The sequence below is a fragment of the Nocardia sp. NPDC055053 genome (assembly GCF_053608285.1).
This window is the reverse complement of the sequence record NZ_JBSGVD010000066.1, coordinates 1-17,639: the sequence shown is the minus strand read 5'-3', so window position 1 is coordinate 17,639 and position 17,639 is coordinate 1. Positions and strand designations below refer to the sequence as shown.

18 protein-coding genes and 1 rRNA gene are annotated in these 17,639 nt (G+C 64.4%); 8 read left to right on the top strand and 11 right to left on the bottom strand.

Going from position 1 to position 17,639, the window contains the following annotated elements; all coding sequences use genetic code 11:
- Positions 1-156 precede the first annotated feature (156 nt).
- A complete protein-coding gene (locus ACWF82_RS33530; protein WP_452507584.1) occupies positions 157-405 on the bottom strand; it encodes an NUDIX domain-containing protein in 249 nt (82 codons plus the stop codon).
- A gap of 1,046 nt (positions 406-1,451) precedes the next feature.
- On the bottom strand, positions 1,452-3,392 hold the full coding sequence (locus ACWF82_RS33525; protein WP_452507583.1) for an HsdM family class I SAM-dependent methyltransferase: 1,941 nt from the start codon (positions 3,390-3,392) through the stop codon (positions 1,452-1,454).
- Between the two features lie 415 nt (positions 3,393-3,807).
- Between ACWF82_RS33525 and ACWF82_RS33520 the strand changes: the two genes are divergently transcribed.
- From ACWF82_RS33520 to ACWF82_RS33500, 5 genes are all read left to right on the top strand, one after another.
- On the top strand, positions 3,808-4,188 hold the full coding sequence (locus ACWF82_RS33520; RefSeq protein ID WP_452507582.1) for a hypothetical protein: 381 nt from the start codon (positions 3,808-3,810) through the stop codon (positions 4,186-4,188).
- A gap of 86 nt (positions 4,189-4,274) precedes the next feature.
- Complete coding sequence (locus ACWF82_RS33515) at positions 4,275-4,505, top strand: hypothetical protein (RefSeq protein WP_452507581.1); 231 nt, start codon at positions 4,275-4,277, stop codon at positions 4,503-4,505.
- Positions 4,502-5,080, top strand: a complete 579-nt coding sequence (locus ACWF82_RS33510) for an exonuclease domain-containing protein (RefSeq protein WP_452507580.1) — start codon at positions 4,502-4,504, stop codon at positions 5,078-5,080. The genes ACWF82_RS33515 and ACWF82_RS33510 overlap by 4 nt, the downstream gene beginning before the upstream one ends.
- 55 nt (positions 5,081-5,135) lie before the next feature.
- Positions 5,136-5,726 carry a DUF4352 domain-containing protein gene (locus ACWF82_RS33505; protein WP_452507579.1) on the top strand — a complete coding sequence of 197 codons (591 nt, stop codon included), beginning with the start codon at positions 5,136-5,138 and terminating at the stop codon, positions 5,724-5,726.
- A gap of 54 nt (positions 5,727-5,780) precedes the next feature.
- Positions 5,781-6,461: a DUF4352 domain-containing protein gene (locus ACWF82_RS33500; RefSeq protein ID WP_452507578.1), complete on the top strand. Its 681-nt coding sequence runs from the start codon at positions 5,781-5,783 to the stop codon at positions 6,459-6,461.
- Between the two features lie 92 nt (positions 6,462-6,553).
- Here the strand turns inward: ACWF82_RS33500 and ACWF82_RS33495 are convergent, their stop codons facing one another.
- Positions 6,554-7,132 (bottom strand): hypothetical protein, encoded by a 579-nt coding sequence (locus ACWF82_RS33495; protein ID WP_452507577.1) that lies wholly within the window; start codon positions 7,130-7,132, stop codon positions 6,554-6,556.
- Between the two features lie 107 nt (positions 7,133-7,239).
- Positions 7,240-9,114 (bottom strand): M91 family zinc metallopeptidase, encoded by a 1,875-nt coding sequence (locus tag ACWF82_RS33490; RefSeq protein WP_452507576.1) that lies wholly within the window; start codon positions 9,112-9,114, stop codon positions 7,240-7,242.
- A gap of 312 nt (positions 9,115-9,426) precedes the next feature.
- Here ACWF82_RS33490 and ACWF82_RS33485 point away from each other — a divergent pair, with 312 nt between their 5' ends.
- Together ACWF82_RS33485 and ACWF82_RS33480 are read left to right on the top strand one after the other, a co-directional pair.
- Complete coding sequence (locus ACWF82_RS33485) at positions 9,427-9,735, top strand: WXG100 family type VII secretion target (protein WP_452507575.1); 309 nt, start codon at positions 9,427-9,429, stop codon at positions 9,733-9,735.
- A gap of 223 nt (positions 9,736-9,958) precedes the next feature.
- Positions 9,959-10,450, top strand: coding sequence for a hypothetical protein (locus tag ACWF82_RS33480; protein WP_452507574.1), 492 nt, complete (start codon positions 9,959-9,961; stop codon positions 10,448-10,450).
- A gap of 17 nt (positions 10,451-10,467) precedes the next feature.
- Here the strand turns inward: ACWF82_RS33480 and ACWF82_RS33475 are convergent, their stop codons facing one another.
- The 6 genes from ACWF82_RS33475 to ACWF82_RS33450 all read right to left on the bottom strand — a co-directional run bounded on the left by ACWF82_RS33475 (position 10,468) and on the right by ACWF82_RS33450 (position 16,550).
- Positions 10,468-10,992 carry a hypothetical protein gene (locus ACWF82_RS33475; protein ID WP_452507573.1) on the bottom strand — a complete coding sequence of 175 codons (525 nt, stop codon included), beginning with the start codon at positions 10,990-10,992 and terminating at the stop codon, positions 10,468-10,470.
- Positions 10,985-12,022 carry a hypothetical protein gene (locus ACWF82_RS33470; protein WP_452507572.1) on the bottom strand — a complete coding sequence of 346 codons (1,038 nt, stop codon included), beginning with the start codon at positions 12,020-12,022 and terminating at the stop codon, positions 10,985-10,987. Before ACWF82_RS33470 ends, ACWF82_RS33475 begins: the two co-directional genes overlap by 8 nt.
- 43 nt (positions 12,023-12,065) lie before the next feature.
- Positions 12,066-14,192 carry a hypothetical protein gene (locus tag ACWF82_RS33465; RefSeq protein ID WP_452507571.1) on the bottom strand — a complete coding sequence of 709 codons (2,127 nt, stop codon included), beginning with the start codon at positions 14,190-14,192 and terminating at the stop codon, positions 12,066-12,068.
- The gene (locus ACWF82_RS33460; protein WP_452507570.1) at positions 14,189-14,914 is read right to left on the bottom strand and encodes a hypothetical protein; all 726 of its coding nucleotides are present in this window, start codon (positions 14,912-14,914) and stop codon (positions 14,189-14,191) included. The genes ACWF82_RS33465 and ACWF82_RS33460 overlap by 4 nt, the downstream gene beginning before the upstream one ends.
- Before the next feature lie 33 nt (positions 14,915-14,947).
- Entirely contained in the window at positions 14,948-15,592 is a 645-nt protein-coding gene (locus ACWF82_RS33455) for a Crp/Fnr family transcriptional regulator (RefSeq protein WP_452507585.1), read from the bottom strand.
- Between the two features lie 394 nt (positions 15,593-15,986).
- Positions 15,987-16,550: a GNAT family N-acetyltransferase gene (locus ACWF82_RS33450; protein WP_452507569.1), complete on the bottom strand. Its 564-nt coding sequence runs from the start codon at positions 16,548-16,550 to the stop codon at positions 15,987-15,989.
- Between the two features lie 355 nt (positions 16,551-16,905).
- On the opposite strand from ACWF82_RS33450, the gene ACWF82_RS33445 reads away from it, so the two are divergent.
- Positions 16,906-17,481, top strand: coding sequence for a hypothetical protein (locus ACWF82_RS33445; protein WP_452507568.1), 576 nt, complete (start codon positions 16,906-16,908; stop codon positions 17,479-17,481).
- An 81-nt stretch (positions 17,482-17,562) separates the two neighbouring features.
- Here ACWF82_RS33445 and rrf read toward each other — a convergent pair.
- Positions 17,563-17,639, bottom strand: a 5S ribosomal RNA gene (gene rrf / locus ACWF82_RS33440); the annotation flags it as partial.

The following is a 17,639-nucleotide window of genomic DNA, read 5'->3' as shown; positions in this document are numbered from 1 at the left end:
TACGTCCAGCCATGTCCTTCAGTGTCCCTTCCAGCCCTGGTCAGGGCCAACAAGGACTCTAGAACGGGGTGGCCTCATTCACCGGGGACAGGCCATGACCGCGAACTCCTGCCGAACTTCGCCATCCGAGTATTCGATTACATGCTCTGGATCGGTTTAAATCCCCAGCAGCCCGGTGATCTCGATATCGAGGCCCGTCTCCTCCTTTGTCTCCCGAACCGCACACTGTTCGAGTATCTCGCCGATCTCCATGACACCGCCCGGAAGCGACCAGTTGCCGGAGTCTCCCCTACGCTGCATCAGGATTCGGCCGATACCGTCCACCACCAGGGCCGAACTACCGGGCACCAGGCAGTTAGCTTTCGGTGCATTCGGGTCCCGGTAGTAGTCACGTCGTGAGCTCATGCTCAAGTCCTTGTGGGTCGGGGGTCGCAGAACCCCACCTCAATGCGCCACTCATGTCGCGATACCTCATACAGCCGAGGGGAGGCGGCCCCGAAGTATCGGACGTGCCAGCCGCCGTGGGGATCTATGCTGGCCCCTCAACCCTGAAGGCGACAGCACCCGCTGGTGGGATTGCACCAAGTGGACCGAACACATCTAGACGCCACCCAGCGTGTAGCCAGCTGAGCGACTCCGCGACACCGATACGTGTGCCGTCATCGCCAAGTATCGCGCTCGGCTCGGCGTCGTCCTGGTCGACCGCGACTTCGTCGGCCAACACCCGAGCTGACGCTGCCGAAGCGGACTGCAGCTAACGACGACAAGTCGATATCCGATCCCACATGCATGACCGTCCACGCCTTTCGTGGCGAAAGGAACCGGGGCGGCATTCGGCAGAAAGGCGTGCTGATGACTGTCACTGCTAGCCGACTCACAGTCGGGCTGCTCGCCGCAGCCGTGGTGGCGCTGGCGGGGTGCAACGGAGACGGACCGTCGACTACGCCCACTTCCACCGGGTCGGTGTCGCAGAGTTCGTCTGCGCCAGAGCTTCCGCCTGTTGCTCCTTCTACCCCGACGTCGCCACCACTCGCCACAGACAGCACCACCTTGGACTCACCACCACCGGCGCAGCCCGCTGAATTGACGCCGACTACCACAGCACCACAGGCGACATCACCTGCGAGCCAGCCATCTGAGCCGACGTTCTTGTACTGCGAGAACGGCACCGCGATCTACAGTGGCCAGGCGTACGTCGTCGGAGATCCGCGCTGTCCACAGCCCACGCAGGCCGGCGACCCTTACGGCCGGGACTACCAGTGCGATGCACAGGGGACCAACTGCACCTACCCCGACGGCTCTCCGGTTCCTGGTTATCAGCGGTGCGGCACCCGGTGTGGCGAAGCACCGACTTCCGGTGAGGTGCAACGCAAATGGATCGAATGCATCGCAGTGAAGTCAGAGGAGCAGTGTCGAGCGGAGCGATGAGAATGCGGGCGTAGGATCGCTCGCTACTCGCGGCTTGGAGCCAGTACCCCGGCTGTCAGCCCCGTCCCGATCAACTCGGCGGCACTGACGGCAGCATCCGCGGTCCGGGCGGCTGCAACTCGCAGCAGATGCAGTTTGCGGAATGCCACCGCATACGGTTTCTGCTCGGCGAGGCGCAAGATCGGGATTCGCAGCCGGGACGGGTCGAGCCGGATCGTGGTCGAGCCGAACATCGCCGCCGAGTTGTCGGGGCTGCCGATGAACCCCGCGAAGAACCAGGGATCCATCCTGGTCGGGTCGGTCCGGAAGACGATCACGCCGGAGCCGGGGACCGCACCGATGTCGGCGCCCTCGGCGACGCGGGCGCCTTGAGCGGCGCCGTGGTCGTCGCGGAATCGGGACACCAGGACGTCACCTTCGCGAATCAGTTCGGCGGACACCGCAACACCTGGTCCGGTGAGGCCGGATGGGCCTTGTCCGGCGAGGAGATCACGGCCGGACAGCACGAGACGTTGGGGTGCGTCGGGGTCTACGGCTTCAGGGGTTGTCGGTACCAGCCGAACCGCCCCACCTCGTTCGAGATCACCGACGGTGGCAGTGCGCAGCGCGGTGTCGCCGCGGGTTGACCATTCCTTCACCGTCTCGGCGACGCTGCGAAGTTCGGCGAGTTGCTCGCCGAGAAGGGCGATGGCAGCGTGTGCGGAGGCCGCCACGTTGCTGGGATCGATGGCGGCGCGAACTCGGCGGGCGGGGGTCAGGTCGACGTCGTCGTCGAGGATGTCCATCGTTCGAACGACCGCGGCAAGGTCCGCGACGGTGGCGGCGTCGACGTCACCGTGATCGAAGGCTCGCCACGAGTCGAGGACTCGTTCGGCGAGAACTTGCCAATCCGATTGGGCGTCACCGTGACTGGGCAGTCGTGCTGAGTCGGTGAACAGCACCGATTCAGCGGGTTCCGCGCCGGGACGACGCAGCACCCAGATCTGCAGTCCCACCTGGCGTGGCGTCGACGCCCCCTGCGGCAGCGCGATCACCGCGCGCAGGGCACCTCCACGGAGCAGCTCCATGCGGATCCGACGTCCAGATGTTCGGGAGGCGACGGCTGGCGGAAGAAGAACGACGGCAGTCCCTCCGACACGCAGATGCGCGAGAATGTGCTGCACCCAGGCGAGTTCGGACTCACCGCGCGGCGGCACCGAGTACTCCCAGCGGAGGTCGACCGCCAACGACTCCGCACCCCAATCACGTTGCGCATAGGGAGGGTTGGCTAGCAGCGCGTCGAACTTCTCACCGGGGAAGGCGTCGTCAAGCAGGCTGTCGCCGGTACGGATGTCGACCGTGGCGGCGGGGACCCTCGCATGCAGAAGAGCGGCGGTGCGGGCTGCCTGAACTGGGAGCACGTCCTGGCCGGACAGCGCGGTGACGCCGATCCGGGCGGCTTCGAGAAGGAGAGTGCCACTGCCGCAGGCGGGATCGAGCAGGCTGCGTGGCGGTGGCGAAGCTGCGGCCGTGAGGATGTCGGCCATGAGAGCGGCGACGGGTGGGTCGGTCGGGTAGACACCGGTGCTTGGCACCGCGTCCAGGCCGCGCTCGGCAAGCACATCCAGGACCTGCTTGACGTCGGTCGCGGCGACGGCGTCGCGAAGGGCTGCGTGCAGTGGCGTATCCGGCGCCGAAGTGAGGTCACCTACCAGCTCCATCAGCGCCGGCACGGTGGCTGGGTCGACGCCGGACCGCAACACGGTGCGCAATTGCTGCAGCGGTGAGTCGGCGGCCTGTACCCCGTGGCCGCGCAGCCATTGCTGTACCTTGCCGAGATCGAACAGGGGTCGAGCCTCGGAGCCGCCGGTCACCGGAACGGGGAAATCGGCGTGCCTACGGCGCCAATTACTGACGGTGGCGCGGGTGACACCGGCCATCCGGGCGATCTCCGCTGCGGCGACTGTGGCGGTTGAGTCCGACATGTGCCTCCCTTTCGACCTGCCACCACGTGGAGCGGGTCGTCAAACGCAAGGTTACACCGTATGGGATTGACGATGTTTTCAACATTCGCCCCAGCTTGCAGCCAATGTCCACCCTTCACCATCTTGAAAACATTGTTAATTGCTTGACGGTGTGATGACGATGCTGCTACGTTCTGTCCATCGGCAACGCACCTCCCCGCCGACCGCACGCAGACCGAAGTTGTTGCTCCGCAACAGATCCCGACCACGATCCGGCCGTTACAAGGCCGTACTTCGTCGTGCCTTCCATCACCCGAGAGGAGAGCGTATGTCCACCCACCGACGAACTCGGCACCGTCGACACCGGTCAGGAAGCCCCCGTGCGCTGGCTCTCCGGAATGGCGACGACCTGCGCAAACAGCGACTGCGGACCCCGGTGACGCGCTGCTTCCACGGCAAACGGCGGTACTTCACCCGTGCTGATGCCGAGCTCGTCCTCGGTGGCATCGACACCCGCGACCCCCGACGTCGCGAGGTGCGGTGCTACCAGTGCCCGGCATGCCACGGCTGGCATCTCACCAGCCAGACGATCGAGCAGTACGTCGCAAGCACCTCACCGACTCCGCCGGTCCGCGCGCCGATCAAGCTGGACGTTCCCGTCAGCAGCAGCCAGGTGCCGACCCCGGCCGAACTGGCAGCCCGACTCGGGGTGCGGCCGATCACCCCACCCGCACCGCATCCTGCCTCGACGATCACCCGGCTGCGCACGCTGTTCGACCGGATTCGGCGACGGCTCGCCGAGCGCCGTAGGCGCTGACATACCCCTCGAATTCTCGCCGGGCAGGTACTGCCACGGCGCGACCCCGCACGCCCCGATCGGGTGTGCCGATCCACGGAGTTGACATGACAACGACTTTCGCGCCACCGCTGGTGGTGCTCGACACCACCGATCAGGAGCTCGTGGTCTGGCAGGTGAACATCAGTCCGGAACCGATGGTCTCGCGTTTGACCGGCGCCATTGCCGGCATCGCACATGACTGGGCGGAATTCGAAGCACTCCGCCTCTCGCGGCCGTACCTCGTTCAGTGCGGTAGCCCGCGTATTCGACCCCTTCCCCTGGAGGAATCCCGATGACTCTGTCGTTCGCCGCTTTCGACGTCGAAACCGCCAACCCAGCCCGCGGCAGTATCTGTTCGATCGGCATTGCGATCGTCCGCGACGGTGTGCGGGTGCGGACTCACTCGCTGCTGTGCAGGCCGCCTGCCGCTGTCGACAGTTTCGCGCCGTTCAATGTGCGCGTCCACAAGATCACGCCGGCGGCGGTCGCGGGCCAGCCCACCTTCGCCGAACGGCTGTCCGAGGTGCGGGCCCTGGTGGGAGACCTTCCGGTGATCGCCCACAACGCGACGTTCGACATGAACAACATGATGCGAGCCTGCGAATTCAGCGGTGCTCCACTCCCCCGGTGGACATACGGATGTTCGTTGTCATGGTCGAAACGGCAACTGCGGCTAGTGAATTACAAGCTCAGCACCGTATCGGCCGCACTCGGGGTTTCGCTCGAACAGCACCACGAGGCGGGAGCCGACGCCGCCGCGGCTGCAGACATCACCCTCGTCTTGGCCCGTCTTGCGGGCGCCGTCTCGATCGACGAACTGGCCCGGATCAACAGCTCGCCGCTCAGCGTGCTCGGCGGGGTCTACGCCTGATCGAGGCCGGTCCCGACAACTGATTGCCAATTCCCTTCTTTTCCCAGGAGTCACGATGACCAACCCTCAGTACCCCGCCCAGCCCGGCTACCCGCAGGGACCCCATTACCCGCAGTCGCCGCGGAAGAAGAAGGTGTGGCCGTGGGTGGTCGGCGGAATCCTCGCCGTCATCCTGCTGATGTTCGGCGGCTGCGTCGCGCTGATCGGCGGGGCGGCGAACGAGGTCGCCAAGGCCGAGGAGAAGCGCAACACCGCCGCGCCGGCCGGATCGGAAGTCCGCGACGGGAAGTTCTCGTTCCTGGTCACGGGTGCGGAAGAACCGGTGACGGTGATCGGCATCAACGACATCCTGAAGGAACAGGCGCAGGGCGAGTTCATCCAGGTCCATATCGACGTGACCAACGTCGGTAACGAGGCGCAGCACTACTTCGGCTCGAATCAGAAGCTGATCGACGATCAGGGGCGCGAGTTCGCCAACGACACGGGCGCCGAGATCAACGTCAACGACCATCTCGCCGAGGAGATCAATCCGGGCAACAAGGTGTCGATCACCCTCGTGTTCGACGTGCCCCAGGGCACCGTGCCCACCGCGGTCGAGTTCCACGACTCGGCGTTCTCCGGCGGCGCGCGAGTCGCACTGAAGTAGCCGGCTTCGGCGCCGGGACAGGTAGTCCCGGCGCCCTCGGACCAAGGAACCACGATGTCGAACCCGCCTGGCTATCCCTCCCAACCGCCCTACAACCTGCCGCGCCCCTACCCTGCCCCCGGATTCCGGCCGCCACCCAAGAACAACAATGCGCTGATCCTGTGGATCGCGGGCGGCTGCGTCGGCGTGTGCCTGCTCGGTGTATTCGCTATCGGCGCAGACACATCGGACTCGTCGAATCGTTCGCGCGTTACCACCACCAGCCGCTCGGTCCAGGGCGCGGGCATCCCGACCGGTACTCCGGCGCCGACCACGGTCGCCCCGAAACCGTCCAAGAACCAGCCGTCGCCCGCCGGAACCGCGGTGCGCGACGGCAAGTTCGAGTTCCTGGTGACCGGCATCGACCAGGGCGACACGGTCCTCGGCGGTGGCTTCTGGTCCGAGCGGGCAACCGGGGAGTTCGTCGTGGTCCGGGTTCAGGTCACCAATATCGGCAACGAAGCCCGCACCTTCTACGGCACCAACCAGTACCTCTACGACGAGCACAACCGGAAGTTCGACAGCAGCTTCGGTGCCAACGCGGCACTGTCGGACGATTTCGGCAGCATCGAGCTCAATCCGGGTCTGAGTGTGGCCACGGCCATCGTGTTCGACGTGCCGCCGGGGACGGTGCCCGCGGTGCTCCAGTTTCATGACTCGATGTTCTCGGGCGGGGTCAAGGTCCGGGCCGGTTAGCGCGAAATCGTCCGATGCCCGTGTTCTCATTCAGCCAGGAGAAGTCCCATTGATGTGCGCTCTGAGCACCACACAGCTTCCACGGTGTTCGCTCAGAGTGGCTCTGGATCGCTACAGAGATGTGTCTGTGCATTGAAGTCGAGATCGCGATAGTCATACCGCTGCTCGCCGTCGCGTTCAGTCGGCTGCGCGGTCGTGGTCTTAGAGCGCATCAGCCCGACGCAGAAGACGATGTGTCCTGGTCGCGAAGGCATGGGCGCGAGGTCCCCTGGGTCCAGCGGCTGGTATGGATGAATCGTTGTCAGGGGCAGGGAAACGGTGAATTGCTCGGCGAAGGTGGCGCCAGGGTCGATTCGCAGCAGATCCGGCTCCGGCGGTGCCTGGTACCGCAGCTTCGGGCAATCAACCGAACGGAACAATCGTTTGCTGATTTCCACGACGCCATCGCTACGCGGAACGACATAGTGCCCCTGCGCGCCTCCCTTACCATCGGCATCCGGGACACGGGCGACGACGTACACCGCTTCGGATCGATGGTTCGTCAGGCGATAGCCGACAACGATTCGATTGCCGGTCGAGTCGAATGTCGTGTCGAGCTCGATGGACGGGTCATCGGCCGCGACAGGCCGCGCTTCACACAGATACGGGTCGGTCCGCGGGGCATCGGCCACAGTCGACTCTGTTCGATCACTCGGACCTGGCGCGCCGCACGCGTTGACGAGGCCGACAAGGGCGGCGGCCAATGTGATTCGGATACGCCGGGCGTACATCGCCCTTGTCATCGTGTCGTCGGACGGTAGTGTTCGCGAGCCGGAAGGCCGAGTTCTGCTCGCAGCGCGTTTTCCGTGATCTGTGATGGGTGTTCACTGTCGGACACGCGCTGCTCCGGGGTCTGCGGGTTGTCGTCATGATCAATCGGCAGGCCGACCGCGACTCGTTCTCCCTCCTGGATTCCATGATCGACAGCATCATCACCGCTGTAGACGATGGGATTGCTGCTGTTCCACCGGATCGTTCCGTGGGTGATGTCGTAGGCGTGGGCGGCTTCATGTTGGAGGGTGACCGACGGTGGCGTGTTGTTGTAGGGCTCATTCGCGTACTGTCCGCCGAACTGCACCATTGTCGGATCGTAGGTGATCGTCGAGTCGGAGCCGACATTCGGTTTCCCCGAAGGATCGATCGTCGCCCGGCTCCAGTCACCATTCGCCGAATTCTGGCCGTCTGTGCCCTCTTTGATCGTGACCGTGTGCTCGGTGTTGCTGAGTCCCTCCAGCGTCTGCTGACCGGTCGGGGATGACCGGTAGAACTCGAGGTCGGCGTTCACCCGTTCTTTGAACTCGTCGCTGCCTTCGACCTTGATCTTGTCGGGGTCGATATTCGTGAGGACGACGTCGACCACGGTGTTCGTTCCACCGTTGCCTGCCTCCATCGTGGTGTCCTCGCCACGCTGCACGTAGTAGGTGTCGTTGCCACCGAAGCTGTCTCCGACGTCGTCTTTTCCTGCTCCTGCATACAGCTTGTCGTCGCCGACGCCACCCCGCAGGATGTCGTCGCCGAGGCCACCGGACAGGATGTCGTTGCCGTCGCCGCCGATCACGAAGTCGCCGCCCTGACCGCCGTCGAGGTAGTCGTTGCCGCCCTCGCCTTGTATCTGGTCGGCGTCGTCGCCACCGTAGATGACGTCGTCACCATCGCCTCCCTTGATGAGGTCCTGGCCGGTGGATCCGTTGATGTAGTCGCGGCCACTACCACCGACAAGGGTGTCGCTGCCCTTGCCGCCCTCGATCTTGTTGTCGCCGTCGCCGGCTGTGATCATGTCATCGCCGTCGCCGCCGGAGATGGTGTCGTTGCCCGCGCCGCCGCGGATCGTGTCCCGCCCGTCGCCTCCTTCGATCTTCACGCCGACCCGGGTTCCTGGCGAGACGGTGATCGTGTCATTGCCTGCGTCGGTCTTGATCGTGATGTTCTTCGATTGATCCGCCGTCAGCGGGGGTTCGACCGGCTTCCCGTTCACCGTGACGGTGGCGATGTGGGTGTTCGGGTCCTCCGTCACTTCGACGGTATCGTCGCCGACTCCGGTTTCGATGACGATCCCAGTGTTGTCGCGCGAGATGTTGGGTTGATTGCCGGGCGCTTCAACAACCACGTCGCCTGCCGCTCGGTTCAGCGCAGCAGCGTTCTCGTCATCCAACGCGCGCGCGTCGGTGATGACCTTGGCAGCGTCGACTTCCAGTTGCGCCGCGATCCGCGTGCGGCGCGCCTTCTCGTCGTCGGACAGGCCCTCCGTGCGGCCGGTTTCGGCCCAGAGATCATGTAGCTTCCCCTCCGCCGACACGGTGAATCCTTCGGTTCCTGCGAGGCTTTCGATCTCCACAGCCTTGGTGCGCAGGTCCTCCATCGTGGTGATGGTGTTCAGCGCCAGCGAATTCAACGGTTCGACTTGGCCGGCCAGGCTATCCAGCTCCACGGCGAACGAGGTGATCTTCTGCTGGGCCGCATCATCGGCGGCGCCCGCCCACCCCTCGACATCGGCCGACCGCCGCACCACGGACTCGAGCAGGCGGATCGACGCGGCGCGCTGCGAGTACGCCCGTGCCATCGCCTCGAGACTGTCGCCGTTCCAGTCCTTCACGTCGTTCCACGCCAACGTCATCACGCCACCATCCCGGGCGCCTGCCGATCCGCAGTACCCAGTCGAAACTCACCCCGTTACCTATAGAGACGCGGCTCGACCCGAAACGGTTCCATTCAATCCTCAAAAACCCGGATCTTCTCCAAACTCCCTGGAATACAAGCAGTTTCATGGTGACCGCCGGGTGTCACGAGCCACACGATGGCGACTGCGGAGCATGTCGATGAGTCATACTGCGATGAGCAGCACGGCGCTCGTACGGCCACACTCCCAGCACAACCAGGGATCGTGCGGCACGGGCAGAGGATGAGCTCCGCAGAAGTCGAGGATCCAATGGGCGTTAACGAGAACATGTCGGTGGCCATCACGGCCCTACAGCAGACGGCAACCCGGCTGCGTGACGAGGTGACGAACTCCGGGATGGACCTCACGTCGTGCTCCAGACAGATGGCTGACCGGCATCAGGGGTGGGGTCCCGCCGCCGAGACCGCAAGCACCGCGCTGCAAGCCGCCTGGGACCAGGCCGACAAGGCCTTGCTGGGCAAGCTCAACGCGATATCCGACGACTTGGATGCGTGTGCGCGTGCCTACGCAGCGGTCGACTCGGCAACAGCTGGCGCGCTGTCACAAACCCAGACCTGAGTTCCGAGACCCGGTCTAACACCTCCCCTCACAGTGCCTCGAAATAGTCTTCGTCGAGTTCCACTACAGAGAAGACCGCGCGCTGCTGAACGCCGAACCCGTACCTGATCATCAGTTTCGTTGACGGACGGTGTGAGCGGCCTGACGTAGCACAACGGCAGCCGAAACCCGTTGTGTGTCTTAGTACCTGGAAACCAGCGGCCCGCACTGATGTGCTGACCCCATGATGATTCACACCACACGCCTCAGCCCACTCGACGATCTCAATACCGCACTCCGCACCATCTCCGAGTTCAATCGCGTCATCCTCGCCGCGGACACCAAAGCGGGCCTGCTGTTGACCGCCAACGGATTCGCGCTGACCGGGCTGGTCACCACCGCGCGCACGTCGATGAACACCGTACTTGTCGTGATGGCGATCGGACTCGCGGTGAGCCTGATCGTCTGTATGGGCTACCTCGCCGCGACGCTGCGACCTAGACTCAGCGGTTCCGAAACCGGCAACTGGTTCTGCTTTCCGAGTTTTCCCGTCGAAGCGGACGACCGACCGCGGACCCCGGTGCTGGCCGATCAGGCATGGTGGCAAGCCGGAGCTCTGGCCGAAATCGCCCAGCACAAGTACCACCGGTTCGCGGTGGCCCTGCGCTGGACGGCGATCAGCCTCGTCGTCTTCCTTGCCTGGTTCACGGTGGCGCTTCTCGGCGCGCCCGCGTGATCGACGCGCCCGAAGAGCTATCCGTTCCAGTGCTGCACCGGAGACACACACGGCTGGCTATCGGCCACGCACGACCCGCTGTTCCACGAGAGGAATGCCAGGACGAGCAGGATGCCCGCGATCGCTCGCCGGAATTTGCCGACCGATCCGAGAATCCGCAGCACAACAGCCAGAGTGGCCCGCAACCAGTCCACCAAGACCAGCACGCTCTCGCCGTAGCCGTACACGAAGGCTCCCGGCTTTCGCCCGGCTTTGACCAGGAGCTTGGTTACCAGCCACTCCGGCGCCAACAACACCACCGGGACCGGCGCGGTGAGCCGCTCTTCGTGCCCGACCAATTTGCCGCTCACCCACGGCACCAGCTTGCCGACGACAACCGTCAGTACGGTGAACGCCACCGCCGCGGTAGTCAGAAACTCCACCGTCTCGGCCCATTTCGCGGTGAAACCCAGGTCGAGCAGGACTTTGTCCAGCTGCGCGATCAGTCCTCCGAACACGGGCAACTCGATCAACGGATTTCCCGCGACAAGGGGGTCAGACATCGTCGTCATCGTCATCGTCGGACCGGTCGAGCACCTCGGCCTCTTGGACGAGTGCCGACATCGGTGACGCGGCCAGCTCGGGCTTCGGCGGTACCTCCGGGCCGGTTCCCAATGCCGCTGGACCCAAATGGTCGGCGATGACCGCCGTCGCACGCGCCATGATGTCTTGGACATCGCGCTTGTTGACCAGACTCTGATCCAGCAGCGCGTTCAGCATGCCGTGCGCAGCATCGAAGTCAACCTGCTTCTGACGCATCATCAACGCGATGACCTCGTTGACATCGTCGCGGTTGGACGCCAGCCGATACGCGAGCACGCTCAACTCACCACCTTGCAGTGCCTCCGCATAGAAGCTCATCCGCTGTTGCTCCAGCTCGAGGTCGCGTCGCTGGGCGAGCTTGACGAGCTCGTAGTCCTGGTGGGAGGTCTGCAGTCTCAGACCGTGTTGGGATTCGTTCTCGCTCAGTTGCAGTTGCGCGGTGTGCAGACGCGCGTCGTGCTCGGCGGCACGACGTTGCGCCTTTCTGTGGTCGAACGTGGCTTCCTGGATGTAGGCGTGCGTGCTCGATTCCGGAGCCAGCTTCACCGAACAGCTCAATAGCGTAATTCCGCAGCCCAACTCGAACACTCGGCCGGCGAAGTGCTCGTTGATGTCACGCTCGGCCACCGCGAAACCTTCGACCTGATATTCGCGGCTCAACCGACGCAGTTCCCGTTCGAGGAACGGCCGGTACACCTGCTCGCCGCTGGCGGGGTGGTCCTTGACCGCTTTCACCGGGTCAGTCACCTGCCACGCTGTGTCGACCTCGGCGGTGAAGCTGAACACTCCCTCAGCCGCGGGTAGATCGAACTTGCACGGTTCGTGATGTACTGCGACATCCACCCAGTGGACGCCGACAGGACGGCCGAAGAACACCTCACCCGCCGAGGGCCGACGAGTCAACAGCAGCAACTCACCCGCACGATCCACCGACACTGCCGCGTGTCCATCGGTCGGCGGACGAAATGTCCGCCACGCGGCCCGCTCCACCGCGGCGTAGCGGATCAGCGGGCGCGCCCCGTCGATTGTCATGTCAATTCATCCTTTTCGGATCGATCATTGTCAGTAGTTCGGCAACGGCCGCAGCCGGACCGTTGTGCTCGTCAGCCCATTCACGGAGGTAGTACGGAACGGCTCCGTTGTCTTGATCCGCCTTCTCCAGGTCGGCCAGCAGTCGCCCCAACGGCCCGCGTAATTGAGTGTCGTGCTCGGCGATATATACCCAGCGCCGTATCTCGTCGTAGGCAGCCGGCAGAAAGTACGGTGCTTGCATCAGGCGGGCGAAGAGCACGACGATATCGTCGCGATGCTCGCTGGATCGATCGGCCAGCCAGACCAGGACCGGCCACGGATGCACACCCTCAGCGGTGTCGACCGACAGATCGAAGCTCAGTTGCAGGACGCATAAGAATCCGGTGGCACGCAGGCCTTTCCGTTGCGACGCGGTCCATCTTCGCAGCTCACGCAGGACGCGACCCGTCTGCTCTCGAACGTTGAAGAGCTCGATCATGCTGTAACACACAGCATTGCGCAGTTCAGGGTCGGTGCTGCGAGCTGTCTGGCGCAACAGCCCGACGGCACGATGCGGCATGAGTTGCCCCACTGCGCTACCCAGCGCAGCCGTCGCCGTGACTCGCCGTGCCGGTGGCTGTCCCGGCCGCGACCATGCCGCGAGCATCCGCGCGACCAGCGGCGCGAGTTCGGGCTGCAGACCGGGGAACTGCAGCGCGCCGATCGCGGCATACTGGTCGTTGCGGCGGCCGCTGTCGGCCCACGGTTCGATCACCAATTGTCTGGCGTGTTCGAACTCGAATGTGGACAACAGGCCCACGGCGACGCCCGCCCGCGTGCTCACCCTGAGGTCGCCGACTCCGCCGAGTTCGCGCAACCAGTCACGAACCAGCTCGTGCGCAGCGGGATACTCCTGCCAAACATATTCGAGCAGTCGCCGGGGAATCCGTTCGTCCGCGAATCGCACCACGTCGACCGGGATTCGGCCGTATTCGCTGTCCTCGTGGGACCGATACGACTGCGCCCTGGCCCTGTTCAGCAGCTCGGCGCTCCGCACGCCGAACACCGACTGCGCCGGCCCGCCGTCCTCGTCGACGGCCTCCGCTGCCGCAATCAGCCTCGCCAGTGTCCGGCCCGCCGCGGAGACGATGTGCAGCGGCATATTGTTGAACACCGCCAAGGCGATCGCGAACGGGCGAGTATCGGCGTCGAGCTCGTCGAACCACTGCCGGAACCGATTGTCGTCGGACGCTGAATACCTACCGACGACCTCGGCGATATTGATTCGGCCCCGGGCAACGTCGACAAGCTGCGCGGCAAGTTGGGTCAGTTCGCGGGCCGGCGGGCGATGCTCGGACACCAGGCTGAGCAACTGCGTCACTTCGGCTCGATCGAGCAGGCCGAGCTCATCAGCCGAAAGCTGACTGACCAGGTAGTTGTTCACCGTCGCCGAAACATCGGCGGGCTCACCGCCGTCGAGCACGAATGGGAAGATATCGGCGCCCAGCTCGGCTCGTTCGTCCACGATGACGACCAATCGGCATTCGTGCTCGACCAACCGTCGCCCGAGTTGCTCGAGATGGAACTCGCTCAGGAACCGCAGCTGTTCGCTCTCGGGAGAATCGAGCAGATAGCCCGTCCGCTGCTCGAACTCGATATCCAACGACCGTAGTGCCACATCAGGATTGAGCTTGTGCACCCCGCCTGAGCACTGGCGGCTCAGCGCCCGCAATGCGGTCGCGGTCTTTCCCCAACCCGCAGGGGCGCGCAGAAGCAACACCGGCTCCGACTTCAGGCGGTCGCACATCTGCTCGAATCTCGGCGGCGGCTCGAACATCTGCGCGAGATCATCGAGCCGACCGGCTGACACCTGCCCGCTCGGCACGAACCCCGCGCCGGATATGCCCGCGTAGTTGTCGCGGCCGACCAGGGTGCCGACCTGTGTTTCACCGATGATCACCGTGTTGGCATTGAGCGACAGCCCGAGCGCGCCGACCGCGTCGGTCAGCGCGGTCACCGCGGCGCGCGCCTCACGTTTACGTTCCGCATCGGTGGCTCGCCGGCGGATACCCGCCGCCTCCGCCTCGGCGTCCTCGACAAGCTCCGGCCGCGTGGTCTCCTCAGCGACCGGCGCCTCGGAATCGGTCACGCCAGCACCGTCCCGCCGACATTGTCACCACCGATGATGGTGCGGGCTCGCACATCACCGACGATCATGTTGTTGGCCCTGATCGAACCGGACTCGTCGGTCAGGACGGCCTTCTTCCGAGCTCCGCCAGACTCGGAGGCAAGGGCGGGAAGCGGAGGCTCAGGGTAGCCCGGAACCCGAAGCCACGCCCGTACCTTGCCTTCCTTGGCCGTGATCTCGGCATCGCGGTACTCGGCGGAGCTCACCCTCGGCCGGTAGTTATGACGAACGACACCCTGATACACGAGATCCGAGACGGCGATGACCCCGACAGCCCTGGCCGCGATCTTCAGCGTTTCTTTGACAACGGCGGCATCGTTGAGCCGGAACGTGGCGGTCAGCGCGTCACTGGACCAACCCTGCTCGTCCTTGTGCACGTAGCCCTCGTGCACGGCGATACGGACACGCATCCAATCGAGCGGGCCGACTGTGTGGTTGTGGACACGCACGCCCTCCACCACGGACTCGGCAACCTTGTCCAGGACGTCCAGCACGGGTAGGTCGAGTACGAACAGGCAGCCGTCGCCCCGATCATCGCCCACGACAACCGATCCGGTGCGATCGGTTACCTCGCCGAGAATCCCGTATAGCGTCGAGCGCATCGCCGCGAGTTCGGCATTGCCCAGCTGGCTCGAGTTCTCGACGTCGACGACGAGAAAGCTGCGGTGCAGCGGTTCGTTCATGGTTGCCTCCCTATGGTGTGGATCGCCTCATGTCTATCGGGGGTCGGAGGGCATGTCTGCGTCCAAATGCACACTCGGCAGCCCTTCCACGATCTCGGCGAGAAGATCTGGCCGCAGTAGCTCCACCCGTCGCCGACCGGTCCGCACCGCATCGAGCTGACGCAACCGCTTCAGGGCCTTGGACACCGCTTCTCGCGACGCGCCCGCCGCGTGCGCCAACTCCTCCTGCGACAACGGCAAAGTGATGATCACCCCATCGTCTCCCCGCTCGCCGTAGCGCCGGGCGTAGTCGAGCAGCAAGCGCGCGATTCGCTCGGTAACGCTGTACGCACCGAACTCGAGGCGCTGGACATCAGCTTCACGCAGGCGGTTGACCACTATCCGCAACAGCGTGAACGCGACCTTGCCGTCGCCGATGAGCAAGTCGCGAAACGCCGATCCCGAGAGCATGGTCGCGGTCACCGAGGACAAGGCTGTCACCGTGGCCGAGCGAGCCCTGCCGTCGATCGCGGAGAACTCGCCGAGCAGATCGCCCGGCCCACGTATCGCCAGGAGCGCTTGTTTGCCACTGACCGCCGCTGAAGACACCTTGACACGCCCGGCCTCGATGACCACAACATGCTCAGATTGCTCGCCTTCGCGCATCAGCACCGACCCGGCGGACCATTGACGCCGTATACCGGCTTCCAGTAGGGACTTTCGACTGAGCTGCCACGCCTCGTCGAGGTTCAGATCTCCCCCTACGCAAAGTCACTGCCGATGACAGTGATCTTGTCTAATTATCAAGTGCAACAACATACTTCGGGCAATTGACCCCGGCTGAAAACCTACTCAACACCCTCCCCCGACCGCAACACGATTACCTCACCACACGAACCGAACATCGGCCCGTCGCAGCCCGGAGTAGGCGACCTCACGACCTCGTAGTCCCTGCTCAACCAGAAGTTGTGCAGCCGTCACCAAGAACCGTTGCGACCGAAGTTGTCGTGCTGAGGTCGAACGGTGGTACTGACACTCCGCTCAGCAACAGAGACCGTGCCGTTGAGTGGCGGACGACCACATCGTCCGCCGCTCAGGCTTTGAACGAGTGCAGGGCCGCGGCCAGCAATGTCTGCTCGGCGTCGAACTGCTCGAAGGTGCTGACCGTGCGGAATCCCAGGCGGATCGCGAGTCCGAGTGAACGCTGGTTGGCTGTCTGGGTGACGACCAGGACCGGCTGATCGGGGAGTTCGTCTGCGGCTGCTCGCAATACGGCGGTGGCAGCCTCGAACGCCAGTCCCGCGCCCCAGGCATCGCGCCGCATCAGATAGCCCAATTCCAGCTCCTCGCCGCCTTCGATGACTCGACCGGGCTGGTCCGGTGCCCGGCGTTTGAGCTCGAATGTTCCGATGAGATCATTGGTCGCTTTGTCGGCGATGATGAAGGTACCGGGCGCGTCGGTCGCGTTGGCCGCACCCCCGATCGCGTCGAGGTATCGCTCGACATCCTCCCGGAGACGTGGACCACCGATATAGGCCGCAACCTCCGCGTCGGTTCGTAGCTCTATGAGCCGCTCCCGATCGGCGTCACGGGCCTTGCGCAGCCGAACGCGCTCCGCGACGATCCCCACAGCAGACAACATCGGCAACTGACTCATACGGCGCCCCCTTCGCTGATCCCGGAGCCACCGGCATCATCCTCGATACTAGGCGTCGCCTGCTGCCTGTCCAGAACGACGGCTGACGCCTACCGTCGGGGCGGGCCGTAACGCAGGTCGCCGGTCCGTCGCTGCTCTTCCAATCGCACATCGACCCGGCCGAGAACATCTCCGCCAGCGGACTCACACGTATCGAAATCTGCTACCAGATCTACAGCGGGCGTGGCGATCTCAGCGGTGCGATGCTGCCCGATACTCGCGTGGACGACATCCATCCCATGGAGGTCGGCGCCGGCGCCTTGAGCATGGTTGGTGTCGACACGATCGGCGTAGATGGCATGGGAATATTGGTGCCATGGCGGAGATCGCGACGATTGTTCCTGTCGAGGGAGGTTGGCGGGTCCACAGTGGCCGTGAGCGGGAGGTGGTCGTCGAGGACGTACGTCAGGCGGCATTCGGCATCGCCAGATTGATCGATCCAGATCGCTGGTATGAGGTAGCGCGCAGCCTTGTTCTCGTCGACGCGAGCGGCGCACATGTGCACGCTTTCACGGTGTTCTTCGACTGGAACAACGATGAGGCGCGTGTCCGCGCGATTGCCGACGAGGTGCCGCCGGAGGGCTGCCGGTGGTATCTCGAAGGTCCGGGTGTGCATTGCCTGCGTCCTGGTGGGACCCGGCTGGAGGCGATAGCCGCGCTCGCTGCGGAACTTCGCGAAAACTATGGATTCACAGTCGACTTCGGATACGACAAGGACGAGTGGGACGGCGAGCCGGACCGCATCGCGCATCTGCTGCTCAATGCCGTCAACCGGGCAGCGTCGAGCGGCGTCGACGAACACCAGTTGATGCGGTTCGTCACCACGGCTCTCGGGGGAACTGTCACCATGACAGAGGGTTCGGACGAAATGTTCGAGAGCTACGTGCTGTAGCGAGACCCGCCCCTGCGAGAGACCTTGTCCGGGAACGCAAAAAGGCCCCCAGCATGATGCTGGGGGCCTTTCGCAATGATGTTCCGGCGGTGTCCTACTCTCCCACACCCTGTCGAGTGCAGTACCATCGGCGCAGGTGGCCTTAGCTTCCGGGTTCG